Here is an 18,555-nt window from a genome sequence, read left to right as displayed (position 1 = left end):
CCCTGAAGGGCTTACCGCTCACCTACCGATTTCCGAACTCAGGGGGCTGTTTCCGTGGCGCACGACGACAAGCTGGTCGCGTATCTCAAGCGACTGACGGTGGATCTGCACAAGTCCGGTGAGCGGGTACGCGAACTGGAAGAGAGCCGGCGCGAGCCGGTGGCGATTGTGGGGATGGGGTGCCGGTTTCCTGGTGGGGTGTCGTCGCCGGGGGATTTGTGGGATCTGGTGGTTGCGGGTGGGGATGGTGTGGGTGGTTTTCCGGTGGACCGGGGTTGGGATGTGGAGGGTCTGTATGACCCGGATCCGGGGCGGGTGGGCCGGTCGTATGCGCGGGAGGGGGGTTTTCTGGGGGATGCGGCTGGGTTTGATGCGGGGTTCTTCGGGATTTCTCCGCGTGAGGCGTTGGCGATGGATCCGCAGCAGCGGTTGTTGCTGGAGGTTTCGTGGGAGGCGCTGGAGGCGGCGCGGATCGCGCCCGGCGCACTGCGGGGCAGCGACACCGGCGTATTCGCCGGCCTGATGTATCACGACTACGCCACCGGGCCGGTCCCGGCCGAGGTGGAAGGGTACTTCGTCACGGGGAAGGCCGGGAGTGTGCTGTCCGGCCGGATTTCGTACTTCTACGGGTTCGAGGGCCCCGCGATCACCGTGGACACGGCCTGTTCCTCCTCGCTGGTGTCGTTGCATCTGGCGGTGCAGGCGCTGCGGCGGGGCGAATGCTCCCTCGCGCTCGCCGGCGGTGTGACGGTGATGGCCACCCCCACGACGTTCATCGACTTCTCGCGGCAGCGTGGGCTGGCCGCGGATGGCCGGTGCAAGTCGTTCGCGCAGGGTGCCGATGGTACGGGCTGGGCTGAGGGTGTGGGGGTGCTGGTGGTTGAGCGGTTGTCGGACGCGGTGCGGCTGGGGCATCGGGTGCTGGCGGTCGTGCGGGGGTCGGCGGTCAATCAGGATGGTGCGTCCAATGGTTTGACGGCCCCCAGTGGTCTGGCCCAGGAGCGGGTGATTGGGCGGGCGTTGGCGGATGCGGGGTTGTCGGTGGGTGATGTGGATGTGGTGGAGGGACACGGTACGGGGACGTCGTTGGGTGATCCGATCGAGGCCCAGGCGCTGCTGGCCACCTACGGCCGGGGGCGGGAGGGTGAACCGCTCTGGCTCGGCTCGCTGAAGTCGAACATCGGGCATACGCAGGCGGCCGCCGGTGTGGGTGGTGTGATCAAGATGGTGCAGGCGTTGCGGTTCGGGGTGCTGCCGGGGACGTTGCATGTGGATGAGCCGACAAGTCGGGTGGACTGGTCGGCCGGTGGAGTGGAGCTGTTGACGCAGGCACGGTCGTGGCCGCAGGTGGGCCGGCCGTGGCGGGCGGGGGTGTCGTCGTTCGGGATCAGCGGGACCAACGCGCATGTGATCCTTGAACAGGCGCCCGCGGAGCCGGTGCGGGAGGCGGAACCGGTGGTGAGCGGGGCACTGCCGTTGCTGCTCTCGGCCAGCAGCGGACAGGCACTGGCGGAACAGGCGAACCGCCTGCGCACCCACCTCGCGGACGGGTCGGCGGCCGTCCAGGACCTGGCGTACTCGCTGGCGACCACCCGCGAGCACCTGGAGCATCGCGCGGCGCTGGTGTGGCCCGGCCCGGAAGCGGGCCTGGCGGGACTCGCCGCCGGCGGATCCGCCCCCGGGGTCGCGTTGGGCACTCCGGACGGCGGAAAGCTCGCGTTCCTCTTCTCCGGCCAGGGCAGTCAGCGGCCGGGCATGGGCGCGGACCTCCACCGCCGGTATCCCGTGTTCGCCCAAGCGCTGGACGATGTGTGCGCCGAGCTGGACCGGCACCTTCAGACGCCGCTGCGCCAGGTGCTCTTCGCCCCGGCCGGCACGGAGCACGCGGAACTCCTGGACCGGACGGCGTACACCCAGGCCGGCCTGTTCGCGCTGGAGGTGGCGCTGTACCGGTTGCTGGAGCACTGGGGACTGCGGCCCCACGCGCTCGGCGGGCACTCGATCGGCGAGCTGACCGCGGCGTACGTGGCCGGGGTGCTGTCCTTGCCGGATGCCGCCACGCTGGTCGCGGCCCGGGGCGCGCTGATGCAGGCACTGCCCGCCGGCGGGGCGATGCTGGCCGTGCAGGCCTCGGAGGCGGAGGTGGCGGCGCTGCTGGCCGGCCGGGAGGCGGAGCTGGCGGTCGCCGCGGTGAACGGGCCGTCCGCCGTGGTGATCTCCGGCACCGAGGCCGCCGTCGACGAGATCGCGGCGCACTGGGAAGCGGCGGGCCGGAAGGTGAAGCGGCTCCGGGTGAGCCACGCGTTCCACTCGCCGCTGATGGAGCCGATGCTGGCCGAGTTCGGCCGGATCGCCGGTGGACTGACGTACCACCCGCCGCGGATACCGGTCGTGTCGAACCTCACCGGCACGAAGGTGGACGCCTTCGACGCGCGGTACTGGGTGCGGCACGTACGGGAAGCGGTCCGGTTCGCCGAGGGGATCGAGGCACTGGGCGAGCTGGGGGTCACCACCTTCTGTGAACTGGGCCCCGGAACCGTGCTCTCGGCGCTGGGCCCCGACTGCCTGTCGGACGCCGCGTTCGTGCCGCTGCTGCGGGGCGACCGGTCCGAGGACGAGGCCGTCGCCTCGGCCCTGGGCCGACTGCATACGCGCGGGGCGTCGCCGGACTGGGCAGCGGTGTTCGCCGGGACCGGCGCCGTCGCCGTGGACCTGCCCAGCTACGCGTTCCAGCATGAGCGTTTCTGGCTCACCAACAATGACCCGGTCGGGGACATGACAGCGGCGGGCCTGAGCGCGGCTGAGCATCCGCTGCTGGGCGCGGCGGTGTCGCTGGCCGGCGACGACGGATACCTGTTGACCGGGCAGCTGTCGCTGCGGACCCACCCGTGGCTGGCCGACCATGGCGTGGCCGGGGTGGTGCTGCTGCCGGGGACGGCGTTCGTGGAGCTCGCGGTGCGGGCCGCGGACGCGGTGGGCTGCGCCACGGTGGAGGAACTCACCCTGTCGGCCCCGCTGACCCTGACGGCTGAGGACCGGATCCAGCTTCAGGTACGGGTGGGCGGCCCGGACAGCTCGGGCAGGCAGCAGATCTCCATCCACGGCCGGGCCGAGGACGCCGCCGAGGAAGAGGGGTGGACCCAGCATGCCGAAGGGGTGCTGGCTCCCGGGGCGCGGCCGGCCGGGTTCGATCTGAGCGTGTGGCCGCCCCAGGACGCCCAGCCGCTCGACCTCACCGATGCCTACACCAGGCTGGCCGGTCTCGGCTACGAGTACGGGCCCGCCTTCCGGGGGCTGCGGGCCGCCTGGCGGCACGGGGACGAGACATACGCCGAGGTCACGCTCCCCATGAGCGACGGCCCCCAGTACGGCCTGCACCCGGCACTCCTCGACGCGGCGATGCATGCGGCGCTGCTGGACCAGACCGAGACGGTCATTCCCTTCGTATGGCAGAACGTGTCCCTGTACGCGACCGGCGCGTCGACGGTCCGGGTGCGGATGATCCCGCTCGTAACGGGCGGCTTCACCCTGATGGTGGCCGACGGCTCCGGCCGGCCGGCGCTGCTGGTCGAGTCGCTGCGGCCGCGTCCCGTGTCCCCCGGCCGGCTGGAAGCGTCCCGCGGCCACCGCGGCGACGCGCTGTTCCGGGTCGAGTGGCAGCCGGCGGCCGCGGCCGGGCCGGATCGGGCGGTGCGGTGCGCCGTCCTGGGCGGCGACGCGTCCGGCATCGGGGCCGCGCTCGGTGACGTCGCTTCGGCCCATCGGGATCTGACCGGTCTTGGAGAGTCGATCGACTCGGGCGGCGCAGTGCCGGACCTGGTGTTCCTTCCGCTCGATCCGGCGGACCCGGATACGGACGAGGTCCCCGAAGCGGTGCGCCATGCCCTGCGGACGGCGCTCGCCGCCGCACAGGACTGGCTGGCGGACAAGCGGTTCGAGGCCTCCCGGCTGGTGGTGGTGACTCGGGGCGCGTGGTCGGCAGCACCCGACGCCGACCGGGTCCAGTTGGACCACGCCCCGGTCTGGGGCCTGATACGTGCCGCACAGGCGGAGAACCCGGGCCGTCTTGTGCTGGTCGACACCGATACCGCCCCGGAGTCCTACCGCGGGCTGCCGGCGGCGGTGCTGACCGCCGAGCCCGAACTGGCGGTGCGCCGGGGCGAGGTGCTGGTACCCCGCCTGGTACGCGCCGCGGAAGCGGTGGATCCGGACCGTCCGGGGCCGGCTCCCGAGGGGACAGTCCTGGTCACCGGCGGCACCGGCGGCCTGGGGGCCCTGGTGGCCCGGCACCTCGTCGTCGAACACGGCGTCCGTCGGCTGCTCCTGACCAGCCGTCGGGGTCCGGACGCCCCCGGGGCGGCGGAGCTGGAGACCGAGCTGGCCGAGCTGGGGGCCGTCGTCACGGTGGTCGCCTGCGACGTGGCCGACCGGGCGGAAGTACGGCGACTGCTGGCCGAGGTGTCCCCCGAGTACCCGCTCACCGCGGTGGTGCACGCGGCCGGGACGGCGGACAACGGACTGATCGGGACAGTGACACCGGACCGGCTGGACGCGGTCCTGCGGCCGAAGGCCGACGCCGCCTGGCACCTCCACGAGCTGACCCAGGATGCCGGCCTGGCGGCGTTCGTACTGTTCTCGTCAGTGGGCGGTTCCCTTCTGGCGGCAGGCCAGGGCAGCTATGCGGCGGCAAACGTGTTCCTGGACGCGCTTGCGCTCCACCGCCGTGAGCATGGCCTGCCTGCCAGTTCGATGGCCTTCGGGCTGTGGGACGTGACCACAGGACTCAGCGAGCGGCTGACCGAGGCCGACTTGCTGCGGGTACGGCGCCAGGGGCTGCCCGCGCTCTCCGCCGACGAGGGGCTGGCACTCTTCGACGCCGCCTTACGGTCCGGCGAGGCGGCGCCGGTGGCGGCCCGTATCAGTACGTCCGCGCTGCGCGCCCGGGTGGACGACGTCCCGGCACTCGTACGCGCCATGGCCGGGCCGCGCACCCGTCCGACGGCACAGACGGTCGGAACGGTGGACCAGCGCCTGGCCGGACTGCCCGACGGCGCGCGGGACCACGCTCTGGAGGAGCTGGTCCGTACCCTCGCCGCCGAGGCACTGGGGCATGCCTCCAGCGAGCTGGTGGAGCCGGACCGTCCCTTCCAGGAGCTCGGATTCGACTCGCTGATGGCGGTGGAGTTCCGTAACCGGCTGAACGCGGCGACCGGACTGCGGCTGCCCGCCACCCTGGTCTTCGATCATCCGACGTCGCGGGCGGTCGCCCGGCAGATCATGACGACGCTGGCCGGGACGCGGACGCGGACACCGGCGGCCGTCGTGACGCCGGCGCGCGCGGCTGCGGACGACCCGGTGGCGATCGTCGCGATGGCGTGCCGCTACCCGGGCGATGTCACCTCACCGGACGAGTTGTGGCAGTTGCTCGCCAACGAGATCGACGCGGTCTCCGACTTCCCGAAGGACCGTGGCTGGGACTTGGAGGGCATCTACGATCCCGAGCGGGGAAAGCCGGGCAGGACCTACACCCACCAGGGCGGCTTCCTGTACCGGGCCGCGGAGTTCGATCCGGCGTTCTTCGGGATCAGCCCGAACGAGGCGCTGGTCATGGATCCGCAGCAGCGGCTGCTGCTGGAGATCTCCTGGGAGGCCTTCGAGCGGGCCGGGATCGACCCCGGGGCGCTGCGGGGCAGCCGGACCGGCGTGTTCGCCGGGACCATGTACCACGACTACGGGTTCGGCACGCCCCGGGCGACGACCAGCGGGGGCAGTCTGGTGTCGGGCCGGGTCGCCTACACCCTGGGCCTGGAGGGGCCGGCGGTGTCGGTGGACACGGCGTGCTCGTCCTCGCTGGTGGCGCTGCATCTGGCCTGTCAGTCGCTACAGGCCGGCGAGTGCTCGCTGGCGCTCGCCGGCGGAGTCGCGGTGATGTCCACCCCGGAGATGTTCATCGAGTTCAGCCGGCAACTGGGGCTGGCGCCCGACGGGCGGTGCAAGTCCTTCGCGGACTCGGCCGACGGGACGGGCTGGGCCGAGGGCGCCGGTGTCCTCCTGCTGGAACGTCTGTCGGACGCGCGCCGCAACGGCCACCAGGTACTGGCGGTCGTCCGTGGCTCGGCGATCAACCAGGACGGTGCGAGCAACGGCTTCTCCGCTCCGCACGGACCCTCCCAGGAGCGTGTGATCAGGCAGGCCCTGGCAAACGCGGGCCTGGGCACGGACGATGTGGACGCGGTGGAGGCGCACGGCACGGGGACCACGCTGGGTGACCCGATCGAGGCCCAGGCACTGATAGCCACCTACGGGCAGGACCGCCCGCAGGGCCGGCCGCTGTGGCTGGGGTCGATGAAATCAAACATCGGGCACGCACAGGCCGCCGCGGGCGTGGGCGGGATCATCAAGATGGTCGAGGCGATGCGGCACGGAACGCTGCCCCGGACCCTGCACGTGGACCGGCCGACCTCCGAGGTGGACTGGTCGGCCGGGCAGGTCAGGCTACTGACAGAGCCGGTCCCGTGGCCGGAGCGGGACCGGCTCCGACGGGCGGCGGTCTCCTCGTTCGGGGTGAGCGGCACCAACGCCCACGTGATTGTGGAGCAGGGCCCGGAGCAGCCACCGGCGAAGCCTGCCGATGGGCCGGTGCCCTCCGTGCTGCCCTGGCTGCTGTCTGCCAGGACCGCCTCCGCGCTGCCCGACGTAGCGGGCCGGCTGGCCGCGCACCTACGGGCCCACGCCGACCTGCGGGGGCTGGACGTCGCGTACTCGCTGGCGACCGGCCGGGCGGCGTTGAAGCACCGTGCCGTGCTGGTCGCCGGGGAGCGCGAAGAACTCCTCGCCGGCCTGGACGCGATCGCCGACCGGGACGTGGACGCGGCCGTGCACGGCCGGGCCCGGGACACCGGGGCACCCGTCGTCATGGTGTTCCCCGGCCAGGGCTCGCACTGGACCGGGATGGCGACCGAGCTGCTCGACACGTCGCCGGTGTTCGCCCGGCGGCTGCACGAGTGCGCGCGGGCGCTGTCGCCGTACGTGGACTGGTCGTTGACCGACGTACTGCGCGGGGAGCCGACGGCACCCCCGCTGGACCGGGTCGATGTGGTCCAGCCCGCGGTCTGGGCGGTGATGGTGTCGCTGGCCGGGTTGTGGCAGTCCTACGGCGTACGGCCGGCCGCGGTGGTGGGCCATTCGCAGGGTGAGATCGCGGCGGCGGTGGTGGCGGGCGGACTGACCGTGGAGGACGGCGCCCGGGTCGTCGCGCTGCGCAGCAAGGCGCTGCGCGCGCTGGCCGGATCGGGCGCCATGGCCTCGGTGGTGCTGTCCATGGACGAGTTGGCCGTGATCCTGCGGCCGTGGGGCGACCGGCTCTCGATCGCCGCCGTGAACGGGCCGACCAGTACGGTGGTGGCGGGTGAGCCCGCCGCGGTGGACGAGTTGGTCGCCCACTGCGTGGCCCAGAAGATCCGGGCCAGGAAGATCCCGGTCGACTACGCCTCGCACTCGGCTCAGGTGGAGACGATCCGGGAGCGGATACTGGCGGACCTCGCGGGGATCTCACCGCGCTCCGGAACGGTGCCGTTCCACTCCACGGTGACGGGCGGGGAATTCGACACCGCCGGTCTTGACGCGGAGTACTGGTACCGGAACCTGCGCGGCACCGTGCGCCTTGAGGACGTGGTCCGCGGTCTGCTCCGTTCCGGGCACACCGTGTTCGTCGAGGCGAGTCCGCATCCGGTGCTGGCGCTCGCTCTCCAGGAGACGGTGGACACCACCGGTGTGGTCGTCGAGTCGTTGCGCCGGGACCAGGGCGGTCAGCGGCGGTTCCTCAGCTCCCTCGCCGAGGCCTGGGTGCACGGCGTCGGCGTCGGCTGGGACGCGTTCCTCGGCCCGCACGGGCCCGCCAGGGTGGACCTGCCGAGCTACCCCTTCCAGCGGGAGCGCTACTGGCTGGAGCCGAGCGGGCAGTCCCCCGCGACCGCCGGACGGGCGGAGCCGGCCGACGTGCCGCGATCGCTGCTCGGCCGCCGGATCTCGTCCCCGCTGGATCTCGTGCAGTTCGAGGGCCGGCTCAATTCGGAGACGCACCTGTGCCTCGGTGACGGGGTCGTCGGCGGCGTACCCCTGGTCGGAGTCGGGGTGTATCTCGATACGGTGCTGTCGGCCGCCCGCGAGACGGCGGGCGGCGGAAGCGTCGTGATCGAGGAGTTCTCCGCCCCGAAGAGCCTGGTCCTGGAGCCCGGCGAGACGAAGGACGTACAACTCGTCCTCGAACCGGGCGACGGCCGCACCGCGTTCCGTTACTACTGCGCGCATCCGGCCGACAGCGGGCCGCCCCGATGGGTCCTGCACGCCCGCGGCACGGTACGGGTCGACCCTGCCCAGGAAGCCGGGATCGACCTCGACGCCGCCCGTACCGGGCTCGACGGGGCGCTGACAGCGGACGAGTTCTACGGGGAGCTGTGGCGTCGCCGGCTCTACCACGGCCCCTCGACCCGGTGGGTCGAGCAGGCATGGCGGACCCCTGGCGAGGCGCTGGCCCGGCTGCGGGTGCCCCCGCCGGAGCGGGCCGAGCCGTATCTGCTGCACCCCGGTCTCACCGAGGCGATGTTCCACACCGCCCTGGCCTGTCTGCCGGCGGGGCCCCCCGCGCGGTTCACCTATCTGCCCACCGGGATCGACCGGTTCGTGTTCCACGGCCACTCCGGCGCGCAGCCGCTGTACTGCCACGCGAAGCTGATCTCGCACGACTCGGCCGTCGTCGCCGAGATCAGGCTGGTCGACGAGGCCGGCCGGATCGTGGCGGAGGCCGACGGCGCGCTGCTGGAGCGGGCGGAGCCGCTGCGGGCCGCTGTGCTGGAACAGGCGGCGCAGTCGGTCGTGCCGGCCGCGCCGAATGTGCCGGTCCTGCCGGCTGTGCCGGCCGATACGGCGGTGAGCCCGGAGATCATCCAGGACTTCCTGACCCGTACGGTCGCCCGGGCGCTCGGGGCCAGGACCGAGGACATGGACGTGGACGAGCCGCTCACCCAACTGGGCCTGGAATCCCTGATGGCGCTGAGCGTCCGCAAATCCGTGTCGAACAGGTTCGGTATCGCCCTGCCCGTCGTGTCGATTCTCAAGAGCCGGAGCATCTCCTCACTCGGCGCGGAAGTACTGGCCATGCTCGGCGAATCCGCGGCCGGCCGGCCAGGCGAGGCCGGCCAGGACCTGGCTGGCCAGGACCTGCCGGAACTGGTGCCGCACCCTGAGCTGCGGTACGAACCGTTCCCGTTGACCGACCTTCAGCAGGCCTATCTGATCGGGCGGACCGGGGCATTCGAGCTCGGCGACCTCTCGACGTTCTTCTTCATCGAGGTCGACGTCGAGGACGTCGACCTGCGGCGGCTGGGCGAGGCATGGCAGCGGATCATCGACCGCCATGACCAGTTGCGGGCGGTCATCTCTCACGACGGCACTCAGCGGGTGCTCAAGACGGTGCCCGCCTATGAGATCGACAGCGTGGACCTCACCGACTGCGACGAGGAGAGCCGGGCGCTTCGCCTGGAGGAGATCCACCAGGAGTACCGGTACCGGGAGTTCGACATCTCGGTGTGGCCGCTGTTCGACTTCCGTGCCACCCGGACCAGTGACCGCTGGACCCGGCTGCACATTGGCTTCGACGCGCTGATCGCCGACGGCTGGAGCATGGGACGGGTGATCGCCGAGCTGGTGGCGACCTACCACGGCGAGGGCGCCACACTGCCGGAGCTGTCCATCACCTACCGGGACTATGTGGTCGCGGCCCAGGACCTGGAGGGCACACCGGCGCACACAGCCGCGCTGGAGTACTGGAGGAACCGGATCGCCACGCTGCCGGCGTCGCCGGAACTCCCGACCGTCCAGACCGCAGCGACGCCCGCCAAGACCGCTGCGACGCCCGCCAAGCCGGCGTTCTGGCGGCAGGCCAGGCGCATCAGCGCGCAGGACTTGGCCCGGTTCAAGCAGCACGCCGCCACGGCCGGCATCACACCGTCGGCGGCCCTGGCGACGGCCTACGCCCAGGTGCTCGCGGCCTGGAGCAAGTCCAGCCATTTCACCCTCAACGTCATGGTGGCCAATCGGCTGCCGCTGCACCCCGAGGTCGAGAGCCTGGTCGGCAACTTCAGCGGCACCACCTTGCTCGAGGTACGCAGTACGCCGACCGATTCGTTCGCCACCAGGGCGCACCGGATTCAGGAGCAGCTCGGACGCGACCTGGAACACAGCCAGGCCAGCGGTGTCCAGGTGCTGCGGGAGCTGAACCGGGCCCGGGGCAGCTCGGGCGGCGCGACCATGCCGGTCGTGTTCGCCAGCTTCATCAACTTCGCGGCGAAGCAGGACGACAGGGCCGTGACCGGGGTGGTTGAGCAGCTGCTGAAGGTGGGCACATCGGGTCGGGAGGTCTACAGCTCGGTGCGCACCCCCCAGGTGTATCTCGATCACCAAGTGATGGAGGAGGGCGGCGAACTCACCTTGAACTGGGACATCCGCGAGGGGATCTTCCCCGAGGGCATGGTCGACGCGATGTTCGGCGCCTACGTGGAAGTGATCAGCGATCTGTGCCAGGACGAGGACACGTGGCAGCGCCCCGCCCCGACGCTGGTGCCCGGCGCGGACCTGGAGGTCAGGACCGCGGCCAACGCCACAGCGGCGCCGGTCCCCGCCGAACTGCTGCACGAGGCCTTCCTGGCGCGGGCGGCGGACCGCCCGCAGGACCCGGCGGTGATCGCGGCCGGTCGCACGCTCAGTTACGGCGACCTCGACCGGTTGTCCAACCAGCTGGACCGATGGCTGCGGGACCAGGGCGCGGGCCCCGGCTCGCTGGTGGCCGTCGTGATGGAAAAGGGGGCAGAACAGGTCGCCGCTGCCCTGGGCATCCTCAAGTCGGGCGCCGCCTACGTTCCGATCGACGCGGGCGTTCCGCGTGAGCGGCTGAAGGTCCTGCTGGACAGTGCGGGCATCACCGTCGCCCTGACCCAGTCCTGGATCTCGGTCCGGACCGACTGGCCGGAGGGAGTCGTGCGGCTGGCCGTGGACGATCCCGGGGTGGGGAAGCTCGACCAGCGGGCGCTTCCCCCGTCTGGCGCGGTCCCGACGGACCTGGCGTACGTCATCTTCACCTCCGGCTCGACCGGTCTGCCGAAGGGCGTGATGATCGAGCACACCGGGGCGGTCAACACGATCAGGGACATCAACGAGGAGTTCGGAGCCACCCGGCACGACAGGGTACTCGGCCTGTCCGCGATGAACTTCGACCTGTCCGTGTACGACGTGTTCGGCATCCTGGCCGTCGGCGGCGCCCTGGTGCTGCCCGAACCGGACGCGCACCGGGAACCGGCCCGCTGGGCGGAACTGGTCGCTGAACACCGGGTCACGGTATGGAACAGCGTGCCCACCCTGATGGAGATGTTCACCGAGCACACGCTCGCGGCCGGCCTCGGCGCCGGCCTGCCCCTGCGGCTGGTCATGATGAGCGGTGACTGGATCCCGGTCACGCTCCCGGACCGGATCAGGGCGCTCGTACCGGACGCCGTGATCTGGAGCCTGGGCGGTGCGACCGAGGCCTCCATCTGGTCGATCCGCTATCCGATCGAGCGGACCGACCCGGACTGGGCCAGCGTCCCGTACGGGAAGCCGATGCGCGGCCAGCGGTTCCACGTACTGGACGAGGCACTCGCGCCGGCTCCCGTCTGGGTGCCCGGGCAGCTCTACATCGCGGGGGCCGGACTCGCCCGGGGCTACCTCAACGACGAGGCCAAGACCCGGGCCGGCTTCTTCCGCCACCCGGTGACGGGGGAACGCCTCTACCGGACAGGCGACTTGGGCCGGTACCTGCCGGACGGCGACATCGAGTTCCTGGGCCGGGAGGACTTCCAGGTGAAGATCCAGGGGTACCGGATCGAGCTCGGCGAGGTCGAAGCGGCGCTCTTGCAGGTGCCGGGGATCCGGTCCGCCGTCGCCTCGGCTGCCGGGGAACGGCACGGGGCCAAGCGGCTGGTCGGCCATGTGGTGCTCGATCCCGGCAGCGGTCTCGAAGAGTCCGGCATCCATCAGCGGTTGCGGCAGAGCCTGCCGGGCTACCTGGTCCCGCAGTCGATCGCGGTGCTGGATGCGCTGCCGCTCAGCAGCAACGGCAAGGTGGACCGGGCGGCACTGCTCGCCCTGGACGCGCCCGCCGGCGAAGGGGATGCGTTCGTCCCGCCGAGGAACCGGATCGAGGAGCGGCTGGCCGGGATCTGGGCGGAGTTCTTCGAGAGCCGGCAGGTCAGTGTCCGCTCCAGCTTCTTCGGCCTGGGCGGCGATTCGCTGATGGCGGTACGGCTGATGGCGCGCATCCAGAGCGAGCTCGGCTGCGAGCTGCCGCTGGCCACCCTGTTCGCCCGGCCGACGGTCGAAGAACTCGCCGAGGCGATCGGGGACGCCGCCCCGGAGACGGGGCAGCAACGTGCCGCCCTGGTACCGATCCGGACCGGCGGCAGCCGGACCCCGCTGGTCTTCGTGCACCCCGTGGGCGGCGACGTACTGTGCTACGCCGAACTGGCGCGGCTCCTGGGCGACCAGCAGCCGTTCTACGCCCTCCAGACCCCGGATGTGGAACTGGCGGGCATCGAGGAGATGGCGGCGCACTACCTGACGGCGGTGCGTGAGGCGCTCCCCGAGGGCCCGTACCGGCTCGGCGGCTGGTCCATGGGCGGCCTGCTCGCCCTGGAGCTGGCGGACCGGCTCACCCGGGCCGGCGAGAGCGTGGAACTGGTCGCTGTGGTCGACTTGTTCGAGCAGCCGGGACCGGCCGCCGGCCCGCCGGTGACGGACGAGGTACTGCTGTCCTGGCTCGCCCGTGACCTGGCCGGTCTGGCCGGAGTCGACTGGGAGCTGCCGGTGTCGGCCTTCGACGGCCGCCCGCCGGTGGCGGTGCTGCACGCCGAGGCGCAGGCCGCCGGTGTGCTGCCGCCGGACATCGACGCCGGCACCCTGGGCCGGATCGTGGCCCGGTTCCAGCACAACTTCCGCGCGCTGCTGCGTTATGCCCCGTCGGAGTACGGCGGCCGGGTGCGCTCCTTCCGGGCCGCCGACGGCGGTGCCTCGGCGGAGACCGCCGCGGCGTGGATGGCCCTGTTCAACGGGGACGCCAAGCTGATCGACGTTCCCGGCAACCACTACACGGTGATGCGGGGCGAGGCACTGCGCGTCCTGGCCGACGAACTGCGCAGGACACTCGACGAGATCAGTGAGGACTGAATGAAGACCCTCTCCCGGCCGGGATACCGGTCGCGGTGATCGGGGTGGCCGGCGGCCGGTCAGGCCGGACCGGCCGCCGGCCACCCCGCACTCGGGGAAGTGCTCTTTCAGGATCCACTGGTGACAACTCGCGATTCGGGCGGCACGGGGTGAATCCTTTCGCAAAGCTCGCGCCTCTTATATATGTGCCGACAACAAGGTCGGGACATGACGCGTGGAGGTAGTCATGATCGTTGGTATCGCTGTGGCCGTCGGAGTGGTGCTCGTGTGCACGTGCAGTTTCGTCATGCTGCGCAAACGAGGTCGGGCACGTGGCTGACTCGACCTGGCCCGGTGAGCAACTGATCGTCGCCGCGCAGAGGGGGGACGTCGATTCGATCACCGCGCTGGTGTCCGGCTCGCACGCCAACGTGCAGCGATTCGCCCGCTCGCTGTGTGCCTCGCCCGAGGACGCCGAGGACGCGGCTCAGGAAGCGCTGATCATCCTTTACCGCAAGATCGGGATGCTGCGGGCTTCCGGCGCACTGGCGTCGTGGATGTTCCGCATCGTCCGCAACGAGTGCCTGCGGCGCGCGCGGATGATGCTGCGGGACGAGACACCGTTCCACGACACCGCCGTGCTGTCGGCCGAGGACGAGGTGCTGCAACGCCTGGAAGCGAGCCGGGTGGCGGCGGCCGTCGCCGCCCTGCCCGCCGACCAGCGCCATGTGCTGATCATGCGTGACATCCAGGGCTACAGCGGGCGGATGGTCGCAGATGCGCTGGGCCTCAGTACCGCCGCGATGAAATCGCGGCTGCATCGAGCCCGCGCGGCGGTTCAGCACACGCTGCGGGGTGCATCCGACTCAGTTCTTGGAGGGAACGATGACTGACAGTCCCAACTTCGCGAGCACGTCTCTGCCCCGGCACCTGGTACGTGGCGCGGTGGGATTCGGCGCGCTGATCGGTTCGGTCACGCTCATCCCGGCATTCGGACCGGTCACCCTGCTGCTCGCACCGGTCGGTGTGCTCGCGCTGCGCGGGTGCCCGATGTGCTGGACGATCGGCCTGATGCAGACCATTTCGAGGGGCCGGCTGGAGCGCTCCTGCGTCGACGGCCGGTGCGAGCTGACTGTGGCCGACCGCCGGCCGCAGCAGAGCGACGCCAAGCAGCCCAGCGAATCCGTCGCCTCCTAGCTGTGAGGTCCAGTGCGGCACCTCGAAACGGGCGGGCGCAGCGAATGCCGCGCCGCCCGTTTCAGGGGCCGGGATCTCTTGGCCACTCGAGTGCCCTCAAGACCCCGGTGAAAGCTCGATGAGACGTCGCTGATTCTCGGGAGCGACGGTGAAGACATTGATGTACGTGACCAGGTCGCCGCCCGTACTGATCTCGGTCATGCTCAATGTCTCCTCCAGGGCCTGTGAATCATGGTGACTGTCACAGGAGGCAACACGATCGGCACCGCGCTTCTTCCACCGGCCCGCGATCCATGCCAAGCCAGGCCAAGAGCGCTCTGTCCGGGCGTGGGAGGCGCTCTGCCGTTCCCTGGGATCCGGATCACAGCAGGACTCCCCCTCCATATGGCGCATGTGCCCTGTGCCCTACTCAGCGGCGCTTTGCACGTTCCGGATTCGGGGGATCATTGTTGAAGCTGGAGCTTGCCGTCGTCGGCGCCGTACCCGCCATCGACGCCGTCCGTAACCGGACGGATACGCCAATAGAGCGCCGCGTTCCGGGAGCGCCGATCAGCTGTCCGCGCAACGCCACATGAACGGCACAGCACTCACGACCCCGTATCTGGACACCGACGCCGATCAGCTCTCGTTCACGCTCGGCCGTCCCGCTCGCGAGGCACTCGCCGTGCGCGACCTGACGGTCGGCGGCCTCGATGTGCAGCTCAGACTCCTGGGCGCCTCCCATCAGAGGGCGGTATATGAGCACATATGTTTTTTGTCGTCACCTGAATGTGTGGCAGTGCGGCGTCCTGGCCGGTCGGCGGGCATGGGCATGTTGGGCTGGTCGTTGTGAGCGAGCGCAAGTCCTACAAGACCGACCTGAGCGATGAGCAGTGGGCGTTGGTCGAGCCGTTGATCATCGCGTGGAAGGGTGCGCACCCCTCGGTCAGTGGCCATCAGGGCCGGTACGAGATGCGGGAGATCGTCAACGCGCTGCTTTACCAGGGCCGGACCGGTTGTCAGTGGGACTTGCTTCAGCACGACTTTCCGCCGCCCGGCGCGGTGAAGTACTACTTCTACACTTGGCGCGACGACGGCATCGACCAGACCATCCACGATCTGCTGTGCTGGCAGGTGCGGGAACAGACGGGCCGGAAGGCGGACCCGAGCCTGGTGGTGCTTGATACCCAGAGCGTGCACGCGGCGGCCGGAGTGCCCGCTGAGTCAACGGGACGTGACGCGGCAAAAAAGTACCGGGCCGCAAGCGCGGCCTGGCCGTTGACGTGCTGGGGCTGGTGATCGCAGTGGCCGTGGCGGCCGCGTCGGCGCACGAGAACGCCGTCGGGATCGCGCTGCTGGACAAGGTCGCCGCCGACACGGACGCCGTGGAGAAGGCTCTGGTCGACCAGGGCTTCAAGAATGCGGTTGTCGCGCACGGGCAGAAGGTGGGCATCGCGGTGGAGGTAGTGGAGCGCAACCCCGCGCAGACCGGGTTCGTTCCCCAGGCCAAGCGGTGGGTCATGGAGCGCGCCTTTGGGATCTTGGTGTTGTACCGCAGGCTGGTGCGCGACTACGAGCATCTGCCCCGCAGTTCGGAGTCACGGGTCTACTGGGCGATGACCGCGGTGATATTGCGCCGGTTGACCGGGGCGACCACGCCGGCCTGGCGCACCGCATGACCGGCGGGGAGCTGACGCTCGGGGCGGTGCTGGCGCGGCTGGAGGAGCGGGAAGGAGAGATCACCGCGCAGGCCGAGGCGACGGAGGAGCAGATCGCGCAGCTGACCGCACAGCTCAACGAACTCAACCGGGCCGCCGAGGAAGTCCGGATCAACCGCAAGACACTGCTGGAGCTGCCCGACCCGCAACCGTCCGCGCCACCGGCACCGAAACTGCCGGACCATCCGGCCTACCAGCAGATCATGGCGGTGTTCGCCCCGACCATCCACTGCGGGCGCGGCAGGTCTGCGAGGCGATGGACCTGACGGTCGCACCCAACAACATCAACAACATCCGACTGGAGCTCAAGCGGCTGACTGACCGCGGGATCCTGGTGGAGACCGAGCAGGGCTTGTTCACCCAGCCCGGGCCGTAGCCGTCCGGCATCGCCGCGACCTGCCCGCCCACCCTGGACGAAACGAAGAATCGGGCATCAAGTCTCATACGCCCTCTCAGAGGGCGTTTACATAGTTTTGTTACGGTGCGTGACCTTTGTCGTAGCCCTACTTCATCCCGGTTCATTCGCTATGCGAATTACGCCCCCTGCCGGTCAGCCCGGCCAGTCGTCCGTTTCACTCGCTTCTACGCCTCGAAGTCCGTCTGGTTTAAAGATGCGGTAGAAGCGCCGGATCGGTGGCGGAACCTCACGGTCCGCCAGCTCCGTGATCACGCTGGACCGTGAGTCAGCGCAAGCCGTACCCCAGCGACCTGTCCGACGCCCGATGGGCCCTGATCGAGCCGACCCTGACGGCATGGCGGAAAGCCCGCCTCGACCGCCGCCCCACCGGGCAGCCGGCGAAAGTCGAACTCCGTGACGTGTTCAACGCGATCCTCTACATGAACCGCACCGGAATTCCCTGGAAATACGTTCCGCACGACTTCCCGAGCCATGGCACGGTCTACGCCTACTACGCCGCGTGGCGCGACGAGGGAATCTTCGCCCAGCTCAATTACGACCTGACCGCACTGGCCCGTGTGAAAGAGGGACGCAAGCCCGAACCCACAGGCTCCGTCATCGACACCCAGAGTGTGAAGACCTCCACCAACGTGCCCGTGACCAGCCAGGGAACGGACGCCGCGAAGAAGATCGTCGGCCGGAAGCGGGGCATCCTCACCGACACGATCGGCCTGATCCTCGCCGTGACCGTCACCGCCGCGAGTCTCTCCGAAAACGCCCTGGGAATACGCCTCCTCGACCAGGCCAAGAACACCTACCCGACCATCGCCAAGAGCTGGGTCGACACCGGATTCAAGAAGGCCGTCGTCGAGCACGGCGCGAAGCTCGGAATCGACGTCGAAGTCCTCAATAGAAACCCCGGAGTTCGAGGGTTTCACGTCGTGAAAAGGCGCTGGGTAGTGGAACGGAGTATCGGTTGGATCATGATGCATCGCCGTCTCGCCCGCGACTACGAGACCCTCACCGCCAGCTCCGAAGCCATGATCCATGTCGCGTCGATCGACAACCTCGCCAAGCGCATATCGGACGAGACCACACCAACCCGGCGAGGGACCTACTAGGGCATAAGCGGCAATTTGGCTACATCAAACGCCCTCTCAGGAGGATCGGCGGAACTTCACCCCTTTGTGGGGGTGTTGACGAATGACTCTGACCAGTGCGGCTGAGCCGGGTTGGAGATCGCTTCCCGTATCGGCGGAGATCATTTCCAGGACAGTGGGCTGAGGGCCGCCGTGTAGTGCGCGAATGGGTTCGAGAACGAGGTCAGGTCGCTCACGCGGACCAGGCTGAGCTCGCTGGGTTGGATCTCGGAGCCGGACAGGACCACTTCAGTGCTCTCGACGCATCCCCGTGCGACCCAGCAACGGTTGCTGCTGTTGCGCCAGAGTTCGAACGTCATGGGTTTCCCGTCTGTGGTGATGGTGACGGGGTCGGAGGCCGGCAAGCTGGCCGGGGTTTCCGCGCCGGGGTGGTAGTAGGACTCGAAAGCCCGTTCTAGGGCCTCGCTGGCCTCTGCATTGCCGGAGGAGGCGCTGAAGACCGTGACGTGCTCGACCTGGGGGTCGAAGTACGGAGAGCCGAACCACAGGGACACATGGATGTCGCCGGTGGCTCGGTTGTAGCCGTGACCCGTGACCTGCCGTGATTCCGGCCAGTTGGCGTCGACAGCGAAGACGCTGAAGCCTTCTGCCGAGCCGGGGGTGCCTTGATCGTTCATGGGATCTCCCGCGCACTCGTCCGTGATCAGGCATCCTGCCACCGCAAGAGAACCGGCGGGAAGTGGGGTCGGCCTCCACGAGATCGACTCCAGCTCGTGCCTCGTAGAAGCGACGCACCTTGCTGGGCGACACAAAGAAGTTGCGCACCCCAACTCCCCCTGAGAAGCCGTATCTCAACCGAACGTGATCGCTTGATTTCTGCTGGTCAGGCATGGTCTAGCTCGGGATGAGGGAGGCATCCGGCGTCTTGTTT

Annotated in this window: 7 protein-coding genes and 1 pseudogene; 7 read left to right on the top strand and 1 reads right to left on the bottom strand. The window is 69.9% G+C overall.

The features are described from left to right. Positions 1–54: 54 nt before the first annotated feature. The 7 genes and pseudogenes from ACIHCQ_RS41005 to ACIHCQ_RS40975 all read left to right on the top strand — a co-directional run bounded on the left by ACIHCQ_RS41005 (position 55) and on the right by ACIHCQ_RS40975 (position 17,645). On the top strand, positions 55–13,254 hold the full coding sequence (locus ACIHCQ_RS41005) for an amino acid adenylation domain-containing protein (RefSeq protein ID WP_399674098.1): 13,200 nt from the start codon (positions 55–57) through the stop codon (positions 13,252–13,254). A 311-nt stretch (positions 13,255–13,565) separates the two neighbouring features. After that, the gene (locus ACIHCQ_RS41000; RefSeq protein WP_399674097.1) at positions 13,566–14,126 is read left to right on the top strand and encodes an RNA polymerase sigma factor; all 561 of its coding nucleotides are present in this window, start codon (positions 13,566–13,568) and stop codon (positions 14,124–14,126) included. Next, positions 14,119–14,430 carry a hypothetical protein gene (locus ACIHCQ_RS40995; RefSeq protein WP_399674096.1) on the top strand — a complete coding sequence of 104 codons (312 nt, stop codon included), beginning with the start codon at positions 14,119–14,121 and terminating at the stop codon, positions 14,428–14,430. The genes ACIHCQ_RS41000 and ACIHCQ_RS40995 overlap by 8 nt, the downstream gene beginning before the upstream one ends. Positions 14,431–15,001: 571 nt before the next feature. After that, a complete protein-coding gene (locus ACIHCQ_RS40990; RefSeq protein ID WP_399674095.1) occupies positions 15,002–15,262 on the top strand; it encodes a DUF2617 family protein in 261 nt (86 codons plus the stop codon). Further along, positions 15,259–16,088, top strand: a pseudogene (locus ACIHCQ_RS40985) (IS5 family transposase). Before ACIHCQ_RS40990 ends, ACIHCQ_RS40985 begins: the two are co-directional and overlap by 4 nt. Further along, positions 16,085–16,393 (top strand): hypothetical protein, encoded by a 309-nt coding sequence (locus ACIHCQ_RS40980; protein WP_399674094.1) that lies wholly within the window; start codon positions 16,085–16,087, stop codon positions 16,391–16,393. The pseudogene ACIHCQ_RS40985 and the gene ACIHCQ_RS40980 overlap by 4 nt, the downstream one beginning before the upstream one ends. Before the next feature lie 412 nt (positions 16,394–16,805). Continuing rightward, complete coding sequence (locus ACIHCQ_RS40975) at positions 16,806–17,645, top strand: IS5 family transposase (RefSeq protein ID WP_399674093.1); 840 nt, start codon at positions 16,806–16,808, stop codon at positions 17,643–17,645. A gap of 140 nt (positions 17,646–17,785) precedes the next feature. On the opposite strand, the gene ACIHCQ_RS40970 is transcribed toward ACIHCQ_RS40975, so the two are convergent. After that, positions 17,786–18,301: a hypothetical protein gene (locus ACIHCQ_RS40970; RefSeq protein WP_399674092.1), complete on the bottom strand. Its 516-nt coding sequence runs from the start codon at positions 18,299–18,301 to the stop codon at positions 17,786–17,788. Between the last annotated feature and the right edge of the window lie 254 nt (positions 18,302–18,555).

Source organism: Streptomyces sp. NPDC052236 (assembly GCF_044548015.1).
Lineage (GTDB): Bacteria > Actinomycetota > Actinomycetes > Streptomycetales > Streptomycetaceae > Streptomyces.
The sequence above is the reverse complement of the archived record's forward strand: the minus strand, read 5'-3'. Positions and strand labels throughout refer to the sequence as shown.

Coding starts and splice junctions, on each gene's coding strand:
- ACIHCQ_RS40995 (WP_399674096.1), top strand. CDS start 14,119: ATGACTGACAGTCCCAACTTCGCGAGCACGTCTCTGCCCCGGCACCTG.
- ACIHCQ_RS40990 (WP_399674095.1), top strand. CDS start 15,002: ATGAACGGCACAGCACTCACGACCCCGTATCTGGACACCGACGCCGAT.
- ACIHCQ_RS40980 (WP_399674094.1), top strand. CDS start 16,085: ATGACCGGCGGGGAGCTGACGCTCGGGGCGGTGCTGGCGCGGCTGGAG.
- ACIHCQ_RS40970 (WP_399674092.1), bottom strand. CDS start 18,301: ATGAACGATCAAGGCACCCCCGGCTCGGCAGAAGGCTTCAGCGTCTTC.